This window comes from Pseudomonas fluorescens (assembly GCF_902498195.1).
GTDB lineage: Bacteria > Pseudomonadota > Gammaproteobacteria > Pseudomonadales > Pseudomonadaceae > Aquipseudomonas > Aquipseudomonas fluorescens_BU.
Map to the genome: position 1 here is coordinate 102298 of NZ_CABVIY010000007.1, position 12252 is coordinate 114549.

At 60.5% G+C, this 12252-nt stretch carries 15 protein-coding genes; 7 read left to right on the forward strand and 8 right to left on the reverse strand.

Annotated features, from left to right (window positions below; translation table 11 throughout):
• Positions 1-29 precede the first annotated feature (29 nt).
• Positions 30-1259 (reverse strand): winged helix-turn-helix domain-containing protein, encoded by a 1230-nt coding sequence (locus tag F8N66_RS24150; protein WP_150772561.1) that lies wholly within the window; start codon positions 1257-1259, stop codon positions 30-32.
• 64 nt (positions 1260-1323) lie between these two features.
• Positions 1324-1539: a DUF1127 domain-containing protein gene (locus tag F8N66_RS24155; protein WP_150772562.1), complete on the reverse strand. Its 216-nt coding sequence runs from the start codon at positions 1537-1539 to the stop codon at positions 1324-1326.
• A gap of 95 nt (positions 1540-1634) precedes the next feature.
• Between F8N66_RS24155 and F8N66_RS24160 the strand changes: the two genes are divergently transcribed.
• Positions 1635-2489 (forward strand): LysR substrate-binding domain-containing protein, encoded by an 855-nt coding sequence (locus tag F8N66_RS24160; RefSeq protein ID WP_150772563.1) that lies wholly within the window; start codon positions 1635-1637, stop codon positions 2487-2489.
• Here F8N66_RS24160 and F8N66_RS24165 read toward each other — a convergent pair.
• Complete coding sequence (locus tag F8N66_RS24165) at positions 2479-3228, reverse strand: sulfite exporter TauE/SafE family protein (protein ID WP_150772564.1); 750 nt, start codon at positions 3226-3228, stop codon at positions 2479-2481. The two genes, F8N66_RS24160 and F8N66_RS24165, sit on opposite strands and share 11 nt — an antisense overlap.
• A gap of 112 nt (positions 3229-3340) precedes the next feature.
• Here F8N66_RS24165 and F8N66_RS24170 point away from each other — a divergent pair, with 112 nt between their 5' ends.
• From F8N66_RS24170 to F8N66_RS24185, 4 genes are all read left to right on the forward strand, one after another.
• Positions 3341-4297 (forward strand): LysR family transcriptional regulator, encoded by a 957-nt coding sequence (locus tag F8N66_RS24170; RefSeq protein WP_150772565.1) that lies wholly within the window; start codon positions 3341-3343, stop codon positions 4295-4297.
• Positions 4298-4366: 69 nt separating this feature from the next.
• Positions 4367-4828: a MarR family winged helix-turn-helix transcriptional regulator gene (locus tag F8N66_RS24175; protein ID WP_150772866.1), complete on the forward strand. Its 462-nt coding sequence runs from the start codon at positions 4367-4369 to the stop codon at positions 4826-4828.
• Positions 4829-5175: 347 nt separating this feature from the next.
• A complete protein-coding gene (locus F8N66_RS24180) occupies positions 5176-5595 on the forward strand; it encodes an organic hydroperoxide resistance protein (RefSeq protein ID WP_150772566.1) in 420 nt (139 codons plus the stop codon).
• 37 nt (positions 5596-5632) lie between these two features.
• The gene (locus F8N66_RS24185; protein ID WP_150772567.1) at positions 5633-6646 is read left to right on the forward strand and encodes an alpha/beta hydrolase; all 1014 of its coding nucleotides are present in this window, start codon (positions 5633-5635) and stop codon (positions 6644-6646) included.
• Between the two features lie 185 nt (positions 6647-6831).
• Here the strand turns inward: F8N66_RS24185 and F8N66_RS24195 are convergent, their stop codons facing one another.
• Together F8N66_RS24195 and earP are read right to left on the reverse strand one after the other, a co-directional pair.
• Positions 6832-7401: an elongation factor P gene (locus F8N66_RS24195; RefSeq protein ID WP_150772569.1), complete on the reverse strand. Its 570-nt coding sequence runs from the start codon at positions 7399-7401 to the stop codon at positions 6832-6834.
• Between the two features lie 48 nt (positions 7402-7449).
• The gene (earP, locus tag F8N66_RS24200) at positions 7450-8592 is read right to left on the reverse strand and encodes an elongation factor P maturation arginine rhamnosyltransferase EarP (RefSeq protein ID WP_150772570.1); all 1143 of its coding nucleotides are present in this window, start codon (positions 8590-8592) and stop codon (positions 7450-7452) included.
• Positions 8593-8715: 123 nt separating this feature from the next.
• Here earP and F8N66_RS24205 point away from each other — a divergent pair, with 123 nt between their 5' ends.
• Both F8N66_RS24205 and F8N66_RS24210 read left to right on the forward strand, forming a co-directional pair.
• Positions 8716-9126 (forward strand): hypothetical protein, encoded by a 411-nt coding sequence (locus tag F8N66_RS24205; protein ID WP_150772571.1) that lies wholly within the window; start codon positions 8716-8718, stop codon positions 9124-9126.
• Positions 9127-9128: 2 nt separating this feature from the next.
• Positions 9129-9611, forward strand: a complete 483-nt coding sequence (locus F8N66_RS24210; protein WP_150772572.1) for a transcription elongation factor GreAB — start codon at positions 9129-9131, stop codon at positions 9609-9611.
• A 15-nt stretch (positions 9612-9626) separates the two neighbouring features.
• On the opposite strand, the gene cysB is transcribed toward F8N66_RS24210, so the two are convergent.
• From cysB to F8N66_RS24225, 3 genes are all read right to left on the reverse strand, one after another.
• Positions 9627-10601, reverse strand: a complete 975-nt coding sequence (gene cysB, locus F8N66_RS24215; RefSeq protein ID WP_008057010.1) for an HTH-type transcriptional regulator CysB — start codon at positions 10599-10601, stop codon at positions 9627-9629.
• A gap of 112 nt (positions 10602-10713) precedes the next feature.
• Positions 10714-11229, reverse strand: a complete 516-nt coding sequence (locus F8N66_RS24220) for a universal stress protein (RefSeq protein ID WP_150772573.1) — start codon at positions 11227-11229, stop codon at positions 10714-10716.
• 94 nt (positions 11230-11323) lie between these two features.
• Positions 11324-12229 (reverse strand): 5'-nucleotidase, encoded by a 906-nt coding sequence (locus tag F8N66_RS24225; RefSeq protein WP_150772574.1) that lies wholly within the window; start codon positions 12227-12229, stop codon positions 11324-11326.
• Positions 12230-12252 lie beyond the last annotated feature (23 nt).

A 12252-nucleotide genomic window follows, 5' to 3' on the forward strand; every position in this document is an offset into this window, starting at 1 on the left:
GGAGCGGGCTTGCTCGCGAAAGCGCCGGTTCAGGCACCCTCAATTTCGGCGAATGCCCACCTCAACCGATTCGCACTCGCCCGCAGGCAATTCAACTGAACCCGCTCCAACCCCAACCAGTCCGCCATCCGCCGCAGATTTACCGCCAACGCCAGCATCCCCTCTTCATCCAGCCCCGATTCCTCCTCATGTACCGCATGCACGGCTAACTGGCTCGCAGCCCGTTCGGCGCGCAGATCAACCCGCGCGGCAATCCGCTCGTTGTGCAGGAACGGCAACACGTAATAGCCAAAGACCCGCTTGTCTTGCGGCGTGTAGATCTCCAGCCGGTAGCGAAAATCGAACAGGCGCTCGGTGCGGCTGCGCTCCCAGATCAGCGAATCGAATGGCGACAACAGCGCACTGGCCTCGACCTTGCGCGGCACTTTGGGCTGAGGCAGGCAATAGGCCGGCTGTCGCCAGCCCTGGACCTCACAGACCAGCAATTCGCCAGCCTCGACCAACTCCTCAAGTCGCGGACGACTGTCAGCGGGATTCAAACGGAAGTAGTCGCGCAAGTCCTTCTCGGTGCCCACACCCAGGGCGGTCGCGGCGTGCAGCAATAACCCGCGCTGGGCCTGCGCTTCACTGAGCAGCGGTTGCGCCAGAATCGCCGAGGGAATCACCCGTTCCGGCAAATCATAGAGCCGCTCGAACCCGCGCCGACCGGCAACGGTCACTTCGCCGGCGGCGAACAACCATTCCAGTGCATGTTTCTCCGCACTCCAGTCCCACCACGGCCCTGCCCGTTCCTGGCGCGTCGACAGGCTGCCAGCGCCCAGCGCCCCTCGTTCCTGAACGCAAGCCAACACCCGGCGAACCGTGTCCTGTTGTTCACGGCCGAAACGCGCCAGTTGTTGATAAATGTCTTCACCACGCATCGCACGCTGCATGCGCCAGCGCATCAATGGGTACATCGACATGGGCAACAGCGACGCTTCATGGCCCCAGTATTCGAACAAAGTGCGACGCCGGCCCTGACTCCAGGCAGCCTGGTCGAGCAGGTCGGAGGAGTAATGACCGAGACGGGAAAACAGCGGAAGGTAGTGCGAGCGCACCACGGCATTGACGGAGTCGATCTGCAGGATGCCCAGCCGCTCGATCAGGCGATTGAGCTGAACCGGTTTGATCGTCGCTGGCGGCTGGCGCCCGTTGAATCCTTGGGCAGCCAGCGCCAGACGCCGAGCCTGTTTGAGGGAAAAGGACTGTGTTGCGGGCATGAGCATCTCCTTGTCTGCTCGCAACCTACCTCACCGAAAGTCGGTTTGTGTAGTTGTGTGTGACTCATTTATGCATTGGATCATTCCAGAATGGCTTGACCGACTCGAACTCCACATCCGCCCGGCTCATGCCAATGTCCTTCAGCGCTTCGTCACTCAGACTCGCCAGCAACTCGCGTTCCCGGTGCAGTTCGTACCAGCGGCTGAACTTGTGCAGCAGGTCGGATACCAGATGGACCGAATGTTTTTCTGTGACTGGATGTTCAATTTGACCTTTCATCTTGTTGCCCTCCGTTTGGATGGCTTCAATATCGCCCCAGGCCTAAGATCAATCCAACGAATGTTTCTGATGTCACATATCTCGGAGATTGATGAATGTCTGCCTACCCGAGTATTGATACCGACGTGTTGCGCACCTTCGTCGCCATCGCCGACCAGGGCGGGTTTACCCGCGCCGGGGAGCAGGTCAATCGCACCCAGTCAGCCGTGAGCATGCAAATGAAACGGCTGGAAGAGGATGTATTGCAGCGGCAATTGTTCCAGCGCGACGGCCGGCAAGTGCGGCTCACGGCGGAAGGCCAGGTGCTGCTCGGCTATGCCCGGCGCATCCTCAAGCTGCACAGCGAAGTCTTCAACACCCTGCGCGAGCCGCACATGGTCGGGATGGTGCGCATCGGCACGCCGGACGATTACGTGATGCGTTTCCTGCCGGGGATCCTGCGGCGCTTTGCCCAGACCTATCCGCTGATCCAGATCGAGGTGCACTGCGAATCATCAAAACAATTGCTGATGCGCCAGGACCTCGACCTGTCCATCGTCACGCGCGAACCGGGCAGCGAAATCGGCCAGTTGTTGCGCAAGGAGCGTTTTGTCTGGGCCGAGGCGCAATGCTATAGCGCCCACGAGCAAACACCCTTGCCGCTGGCGATGTTCAACAGCGATTGCTTCTGCCGTTTATGGGCGTGCAATGCCCTGGATGCCATGGGCCGTGATTACCGCGTGGCCTACAACAGCGACAGCCTGTCAGCGATCATGGCGGTGGTCAGCGCGGGGCTGGCGGTGACCGCACAACTGGAAAGCCTGGTGACCCCGGACATGCGCATTCTCGGTGAAGCCGAAGGCCTGCCGGTATTGCCCGAGGCCAGCATCATGCTGGTACGCAACCTGCACAATCCTTCGCCGATCACCGAATGCCTGGCCGAACACATCATCGAAGGCTTCAAACCTTAAACGCGAGCATCACCGCGCAGAACACCAGGAAGCCGCAAAACAGCGCGCGCAACACCCGCTCCGGCATGGCGTGGGCGATCTTCACGCCCCAACTGATGCTCATCAGGCCGCCGATGGCCAAGGGCACGCCGATCAGCCAGTGCACCTGATGGTGCACCGCATAGGTGACCAGGGTGACGCCCGTACTGGGCAACGCCAGCGCCAGCGACAAGCCCTGGGCCACCACCTGGGTGGTGCCGAACAGGCTGGTCAGCACCGGCGTCGCCACCACGGCCCCGCCCACCCCGAACAGTCCGCCCATGGTGCCGGAGGCCGCACCGAGCACGCCCAGCCATGGCCATGAGTAGTTCATCTGCGCGGATGCGGGTGCATTGGCGAAGAACATGCGAATCAGGTTGTAGGCCGACAACGCGATCAGAAACGCGACGAACCCGATGCGCATGGTTTGCGCATCAATGCCCACCGCCCATATCGAACCGATCCAGGCGAAGCAGAAGCCCATGGAAGCCAGCGGCAATGCGTGGCGCAGTTCGATACGGTTGCGTTGGTGATAGCGCCACAGCGCGAGCATCACATTGGGCACCACCATCACCAGTGCCGTGCCTTGTGCGATCTGTTGATCGAGACCACACAACACACCCAGCAGCGGAATGGCGATCAAACCGCCACCGATGCCGAATATCCCGCCGAGGGTGCCCAGGGCAGCGCCGAAAACCAGGTACAGCAAAAACTCAATCACGGCATTTTCCCCTTTACGTCAGGGCTTTCATCCTACGCAGTTGCTTCTAGCGCGGAAACGCACAGCAACGCACAATGGCTATGCCAATCTCGCACAAGCAATGAGCGTACCCATGAATCCCAACCAACTGACCGACCAACTGGGACTGTTTCTCGACGTGTTGGAAACCGGCAGTTTTTCCGCCGCCTCGCGCCGCCATCCGCTGACGCCTTCGGCCGTGGCCCGGCGCATCGACAGCCTGGAAAGCGCGGTCGGCAGTCAGTTGTTCATGCGCAGCACCCATGCGGTGCGCGCAACACCGGCCGGCCTGGCGTTTGCCGAGCGGGCGCGGCGAATCGTCGCCGAATTGCGCCTGGCCAGGGCCGAAGCCGTGTCCCTGAGCAGCGCCCCGGAAGGCTTGATTCGGGTGGACGCACCGGCCGCTTTCGGTCGCCGGCACCTGGCGCCGGTGATTGCCGACTTCCTGATGCTCTACCCCGGCCTCGACGTGCAACTGCACCTGATCGACAGCTTTGTCGACATGCAGGGCCTGAACCTGGGCAAGGTCGATCTGGTGCTGCGCGCCGGGCAGTTGGCCGACACCCGGCTGGTGGCCACGCCGCTGGCGAGCATGGTGCGCATCGCCTGCGCCAGCCCCGAGTATTTGCAGCGCCGCGGCATACCGAATGATCCGGCACAACTGATCGAACATGATGGCCTCGACTGGGACGGCCTGGCCCCACCCTTCGCCTGGCGCTTCGAACGTGAAGGCCAGATGCAACTCCACCGTCCATCACGCGTGCGCATGAGCGCCAACAATGCCGAAGCACTGGTTTGCGGCGCATTGGCCGGGCTGGGCATCGCGCACTTGCCGACGTGGCTGGCGAGCGAGTACCTGCTGCGGGGCGAATTGTTGCCGCTGTTCTGTGAAAACGGCTTGCCGAAACCGGAAAGCGCAGGAATCTATGCCTTGCGCCTGGAGCAGCAACCCAATTCCCGCAGCCGCCTGTTGCTGGAATACCTGAAAACCCGCTTCAGCCCGATCCCCCCGTGGGATCTGGTACTGCAAACGCAACTGGTGCACCGCTAGTCCAGAATTGTCTGGTGCATTAAAGATTTGCCCGCTAGATTCATGACGATCACTGATCAAGGCTTCAACATGACCACCGAGCGCGACACCCCGGATAACTGCGACGACCTGCTGCTGGACAACCAGGCCTGTTTCGCCCTGCATTCCACTTCGCTGATGATGACCAAGGTCTATAAGCCCTTGTTGCAGGCGCTGGGCCTGACTTATCCACAGTACCTGGCCATGATGGTGCTGTGGGAACAGGACGGTTTGACGGTAGGAGAAATCAGCGCCCGCCTGCTGACCGATCCCGGCTCGCTCACCCCGCTGCTCAAGCGCCTGGAGGCCGAAGGCTTGCTCAGCCGCACCCGCAGTCGTGAAGACGAGCGCGTGGTGATCGTCGAACTCACCGCACAGGGCCGCGCCCTGCGCGACAAGGCGCGGGACATCCCACAATGCATCCTCGGCGCCAGCGGCATGACGCTGGAGCGACTGCAAAAGCTGCAAGCGGAGCTGCAAGCGCTGCGTCGGCACCTGCAAGACAGCCTCTGAGCTTCAATCCACCAAAAATCCCCTGTGGGAGCGGGCTTGCTCCCGAATGCGGTGGGTCATCCAGCACAAGTGATGACGTTCACACCGCATTCGCGAGCAAGCCCGCTCCCACATTTGTCTGGCGGCGCGCAAAAAAATCGCCCCCTTCCAATATTTTTCAACCCTGCTTGCGCAGCTCTAACTCAATACTTCCAATCGATTTCGGCTAGTCGGCAAGCCGTCGTTCTCAGATTATTTTCCAAATTTATCTTGCGCGCTAAACATTAGCGCGATACATTCATTTCGCACTTACTTAGCGCACAAACATTTAGCGCAAAACAAATCAAACCCCGAACGAGGATTTCACCATGCAAACTCTCTACACCGCGATCGCAACTTCCACCGGTGGCCGTGACGGTCGTGCGATTTCCAGTGACAACATTCTCGACGTCAAACTCGCCACCCCGAAAGAACTCGGCGGTGCCGGCGGCGCGGCAACCAACCCCGAGCAACTGTTCGCAGCCGGCTACTCCGCCTGCTTCATCGGTGCCTTGAAATTCGTCGCCAGCCAGACCAAACGCAAAATCCCGGATGACGCCTCGATCACCGCCCATGTCGGCATCGGCCAGATCCCTGGCGGTTTCGGCCTGGACATCGACCTGCACATCAGCCTGCCAGGTCTCGAGCAAGCCGATGCCCAGACACTGGTCGACGCCGCGCACCAGGTCTGCCCGTACTCCAACGCCACCCGTGGCAACGTCGAAGTGCGCTTGCACGTGACCGTATAACGTCTGTCGCCCACTCAGGCCTGAACAGGAAATGAACATGAACACTTTCAGCAAAGTCTTGACCGGCACCCTTCTCGCCCTGTCCGTCCACAGCGCATTCGCTGGCGACGTCGAGCACAACACCCAGGCGTTTCTCGATGTGTTGAACGCCGGCACCGGCAAACCGATGGAACAGATGACACCGGCCGATGCCCGTGCCGTCCTGGTGGGCGCGCAAGCCGGGGTGAAGCTGACGCTGCCAAAAGCCGATGTCAGCCAGAAGACCATCCAGGTCGACGGTCAACCGCTGAGCCTGACCATCGTCCGGCCAGCCGGGGTCAAGGGCGAGTTGCCAGTGTTCATGTTCTTCCACGGCGGCGGCTGGGTGCTGGGCGATTTCCCGACCCACGAGCGGTTGGTGCGTGACCTCGTGGCGGGTTCGGGGGCGGCGGCGGTCTTCGTCAATTACACGCCATCACCGGAAGCGCATTATCCGGTGGCGATCAACCAGGCTTACGCCGCCACTAAATGGGTGGCGGAGCACGGAAAAGAGATCAACGTCGATGGCAAGCGCCTGGCTGTGGCCGGCAACAGCGTCGGCGGCAACATGGCGGCGGTGGTTGCGCTGATGGCCAAGGACAAAGGCACGCCGGCGATCAAGTTCCAGGTGCTGTTGTGGCCGGTGACCGATGCCAGCTTCGACACCGGTTCCTACAACCAGTATGCCGAAGGGCACTTCCTCACCCGCAACATGATGAAGTGGTTCTGGGACAACTACACCACCGATGCCAAACAGCGTAACGAGATCTACGCCTCGCCGTTGCGAGCTACCCCTGCGCAACTCAAGGGCTTGCCACCGGCGCTGGTGCAGACGGCGGGAGCTGACGTCCTGCGCGATGAAGGTGAAGCCTACGCCCGCAAACTCGATGAAGCCGGGGTGCCGGTGACCTCGGTTCGCTACAACGGCATGATTCACGATTACGGTTTGCTCAACGTGGTCAGCCAGGTGCCAGCAGTGCGTTCGGCGATGCTGCAAGCGTCCGAAGAGCTCAAGCAGCACCTGAAGAAATAACGCAGTAAAAACGTGGGAGCGGGCTTGCTCGCGAAGAGGGAGTGTCAGTGACAAATATGTTGCCTGACACACCGTCTTCGCGAGCAAGCCCGCTCCCACAGGGGATTTGTATCGTTCCAACGTTATGCACAGACGAAAAAAAGCCCGACTCAATGGTCGGGCTTTTTTCATTCCTCAAGCAGTGCTTATTTGGCACGGCCTTTGTAGGAACCGCCTTCGCGGGTATCGATCTCGATCATGTCGCCGATTTCGATGAAGTCAGCAACCGACAGCTCGGTACCGTTCTTCAGTTTGGCAGGCTTCATCACCTTGCCGGAAGTATCGCCGCGAGCGGAACCTTCGGTGTAGTCGATCTGACGCACGATGGTGGTCGGCAGCTCTACGGATACCAGACGCTCTTCGAAGAAGATCGCTTCGCAAACATCGGTCATGCCTTCTTCAACGAAAGGCAGAACGGCTTCGATGTCTTCAGCGTTCAGCTCGTACATGGTGTAGTCGGTGGTGTCCATGAACGTGTAGGTGTCGCCGCTGATGAAGGACAGGGTCGCTTCTTTGCGGTCGAGGATTACGTCGTCCAGTTTGTCGTCGGCGCTGTAAACGATCTCGGTCTTGTAACCGGTCAGCAGGTTTTTCAGCTTGGTCTTCATGATCGCGCTGTTACGACCCGACTTGGTGAATTCAGCTTTCTGAACCAGCCAAGGATCGTTTTCGAGACGGATCACGGTCCCGGGTTTCAGTTCTTTACCAGTTTTCATTGCGAATATCCGAATTTGGATGGGATTTACAAAAATCTAGGCCGCGTATCATATCCAATTTACATAAAACTGTACCAGCGCTGCGGCGAGATCGGCCTGCGAGGCCTGTTCCAGACACCACGTCTCGGCGTGTTTTTGCAGCTCCGGCCAGTGTTTGCGGGTCGATTGCCAGTGGTCGGTCATTTTCTCACCGGCGTTCCACGCCCGCCAGAGACCGCTGATCGCCTCGCGCGCAGGCGCCGAAAGGCCCTCCACATACAGCGCGAGAAAGGCTTCGAGCTTGTCCAGGTGAACGTCTTCTTCCTGCTGATAGATGTGCCAGAGCAAAGGCCGGCCCGCCCATTGCGCACGGACAAACGAGTCCTCGCCGCGCACGGCGTTGAGATCGCAGCTCCATAGCAACAGGTCATACTGGTCCTGCCGGACGAACGGCAGCACTTGCACGGTCAGCGCGTCGCGCACATGCAGCGCCCCGGCCACCAGCCCCTTGACCCCAAGCCAATGCTCGACATCACCGAGGATTCGCCCTTCCGGCACCAGCAGGTGCGTGGGCGTGGCATCGCTCGACAGCGCATCCAGCCAACTGGCCAGTCCGGTGTTTTCGTAGGCAAACAATGAAATCAGCTGCGCACCCGGCGCGCGATCAATCCCCAGGCCTTGCAGGAAGGCTCGCTGGGCCTCGGGATCCTGCTGAAACTGTCGACGCCGCTCGAGCAATCCGCTTTCGCGCAGCAAGCCCCCGGTGCCCTTGCGGAACCCCGGAAAGAAGAAGAACTTCTGCACATGCTTGTACTTCACCGACGGCAAGCCGTGGCAACCCACCACCCAGTCCTCGGCACTCAAGTAATCGAGGTTCATCCACAAAGGCGTTTTCTGCCGTTCGGCCATGGCGTCCATGTAGGCACTCGGCAGTTGGCAGGCGAACGCGGCGATCACCACATCGGCGGCATCAACCGGCTGCCAGTCGGCCGCCCAGTGACGCACCTCGACACCCTGCTGCCATTGCTGCGAGGTGTGGATGTTGATCTCCGGGCACATGCGCTCGAAGGCACGCAGGTCATCAACCCACAAGCGCACCGCCACCCCATGCTCGGCAACCAGTTGCCGGGCCAGGCGCCAGGTCACGCCGATGTCTCCGAAGTTATCGACCACGGTGCAAAAAATATCCCAGCGGGTTTTCAATTCAGGCATTCCAGGCTCCCGTTGGCAAAGGCAGCGATTGTCCGCATAAATTACCCCGTGCAGAAGAGCCGACGACGATTAATCTTCGTGCGACAATCGCATTCGCCCGCGACCCACCGCCAGGAGGCAGCCATGCCCTACCGCCCCAACCCGCGCCGCCCATTGCCCATCCAGCTCAATGCCCTGCAACTGACCGGCAGCATTGCCCTCGGTCTGTGGCTGGGGTTCATCGCCATCGCGCTGACCTGCTGGCTCGCCGCGCGCCTGCTGTTCAGCGAGCAATTGGCACCCGTCGCGACAGCGGTGGAGCAACTCGCCAAACCGCCCGTGGTGTCACAACCGGTGCCGGACATCCCGCCACAGAGCCCGGTTTTCGAGCAGTACGAGGAGAACCTGCGCAAGAACGAGCAGGCACAGCGCCTCGATCAGGCACGCGGCAGCAACCGTAACCTGTCGAACCCCAAATGCCAGTTCTGGCTGCAACAGGACCAGACGGCACCCAGCGAAAAAAGCCGCGCCAATGTCCTGCAATTCTGCGATTGATCATGAATAAAAAAGCTGTCCACCAACTGATTCTCGACAAGCTGCGCATCGACCTCGACATCGCCGAACGCGCTGCGCAAACCGCTTACGAAACCGCGACCCACGAAGAGAACATCGCCGAAAACAAGTACGACACCCTGGGGCTGGAGGCGTCGTACCTGGCGGCCGGGCAAGCCAAACGGGTCGAGGAGATTCGTCAGTCACTGGCGCTTTGCCAAAACCTGATATTGCGTCCCTATGACGAGCAGCGTGGCATCGAAGTCGGCGCACTGCTGGGCCTGGAAGACGAAAAGGGTCGCGAGCAATGGTTGTTCCTGGCCCCGGATGCGGCGGGCCTGAAGGTCGATCTGGTGGGGCAAATCATTACCGTCATCACCCCGCGCTCGCCCCTGGGCAAAAGCCTGCTGGGCCGATTCGAAGGCGATGAGGTGGAGATTCTGGTGGCGGGCGCTCGGCAACAGTTCGCTGTCACCGAGGTGGTCTAGATCGCTGTTTGCTGATCAATGAACCGGCAGTTCGACGCCGTCGAACAGCTCTTCCAGTTCCTGCTTGTTGTGGCACTGGATGGCCTTGGCCATGACTTCGCGGGTCAGGTGCGGGGCGAACTTCTCGATGAAATCGCACATGAAGCCACGCAGGAAGGTGCCGCGACGGAAACCGATCTTGGTCACGCTGGATTCGAACAGCTCGCTGGCATCGAGCACCACCAGATCGTTGTCGAGTTTGGTGTCGACCGCCATTTTCGCGACGATGCCCACGCCCAGGCCCAGGCGGACATAGGTCTTGATCACGTCGGCGTCGGCCGCGGTGAACACCACTTTCGGGGTCAGGCCACGGTGGCTGAAGGCTTCGTCGAGTTTCGAGCGGCCAGTGAAACCGAACACATAGGTCACGATCGGGTATTCGGCCAGCGCTTCGAGCGTCAGCTTCGACAGCTTGGTCAGCGGGTGACCCTGGGGCACGACCACGCAGCGGTTCCAGCGATAGCACGGCATCATCACCAGGTCACCGAACAGTTCGAGCGCTTCGGTGGCGATGGCGAAATCCACGGTGCCGTCGGCGGCCATTTCGGCGATCTGCATCGGCGAACCCTGGTGCATGTGCAGGGCAACGTCCGGGTACTGCTTGATGAAATTACTGATCACCGGTGGCAGCGCATAGCGCGCCTGGGTGTGGGTGGTGGCGATCGACAGGGTGCCTTTCTTCTCGTTGGAGAATTCCTGGGCAATCTGCTTGATGCTTTCAACCTTGCGCAGGATTTCGCCGGCGGTGGTGATGATGCGCTCGCCGGCCGGGGTGACGCGGGTCAGGTGCTTGCCGCTGCGGGCGAAAACTTCGACGCCCAGTTCGTCTTCCAGCAGGCGGATCTGTTTACTGATGCCCGGTTGCGAGGTGTAAAGGCTTTGGGCTGTAGCGGAAACGTTGAGGTCGTGGTGCGCCACTTCCCAGATGTAGCGCAATTGTTGAAGCTTCATATGAATCCCTCAAAGCAGATAGACGCCACGGGCATCAGCGACGGTATATAACTATATTAATGGTTTGAAGAATAAATCTAGAACTTTTTATCAGAATGCCACTATTCGTGTTCTAGTGATCCCCCTGGCGACGACGTTGCACCAGCGGCACCAGGTAAACCGGCACCTGGGACAGTTGCAACACCCGCGCTGCCGTGCGGCCCAACGGCGTTTCCGCTCCCGCACCATGGCTATGACTACCTACGATCAGCAAATCCACCGAGAGTTTCTGCGCCTGGTCGAGAATCACCTGCGACGGATCGCCCTGCAGCACCCGTACCGCCTGAATCCGCTTCAGGTCCAGTTCACCCTCCTCGCCCAACTCATCCCCCAGTTCCTCACGAAAACTGTCGAGCACCCGTTGCTCGATATTGGCAATGACGGTGTTGAGCCCCTGACTGTGAAACTCATTCAACGCCTGCTCATCGAGGTAACTCTGAAGCACCGATTCGGCGAACAGCCCCATGGGTTCCACCGCGTGCACCACGTACAGGTCGGCATTGAATGTCCGGGCCAGTGCCAAGGCGTGCTGCATCACCAAAGGGGCGTACAGGCCGAGGTCAGTGGCATAGAGCATCGAGCGAATCATATGACCTCCTCGAATGCCAACATGGCGGAGATTGATTCAGCTTAGCAGTGCCTTGGAGACTGCGACGGCCCGCGCAACACGTTGATCGGCGGGCTTAAACCTTTTGCTCGTTGCTTATGCCATGGGGCACATGGCCGGTGGCGACGACTTCCCGGGCCAGTTCGCAGTGACCGGCCTGGTCATCGAAAAACACATCGGCGGCGAAGGCCTCCAGGAATGCCGACTTGGTCAGGCCGCCGAGGAACAGCGATTCATCCAGCCGGATGTCCCATTCGCGCAAGGTGCGGATCACCCGTTCGTGAGCCGGCGCCGAGCGGGCCGTGACCAGCGCCGTGCGGATCGGGCAGGCGTCATCCGGGAACTCGCGCTGCAACAGGTTGAGGGCCGCCAGGAACCCCTTGAAAGGACCGCCGCGCAACGGTTCGCGGGCCGCTTCGCGTTCGCTCGCCTGAAACGCTTCCAGGCCGCCCGCCTGATACACGCGCTCGGACTCGTCGGAAAACAGCACCGCATCGCCGTCGAACGCAATGCGCAATTCATCGCTGGCCGCGCGGCTCGCGCCTCCGGACAGGATGGTTGCCGCGGCGAAACCGGCATCCAGTGCGCTTCGCACATCTTCGGCGTGAGTCGACAGGAACAGGTCGCAGCCAAAGGCCTTGAGATACGGATAAGGGCTGCGTCCGCCGACGAACGCGGCGCGGGAAATCGCCAATCCGTAGTGATGGATCGAGTTGAACACCCGCAGGCCGGTGTCGGCACTATTGCGCGACACCAGGATCACCTCGACCCGGGCCCGGCCGAGGCTGGCGTTGAGGCTGAGGAGTTTTTGCACCAGCGGGAAGGCGTCGCCGGGCTCGAGGATTTCGTCTTCGTGCTCGATTTGGTATTGCCGGTAGGCCTCGACGCCACTCGACAGGTAGACCTTATGGCTTTCACTCAGGTCGAACAGCGCACGCGACGAAATCGCCAGCACCAGTTTGTCGTCGATTGTCTTGGCCATGCCCTTCCCCCTCAGGTTGATCG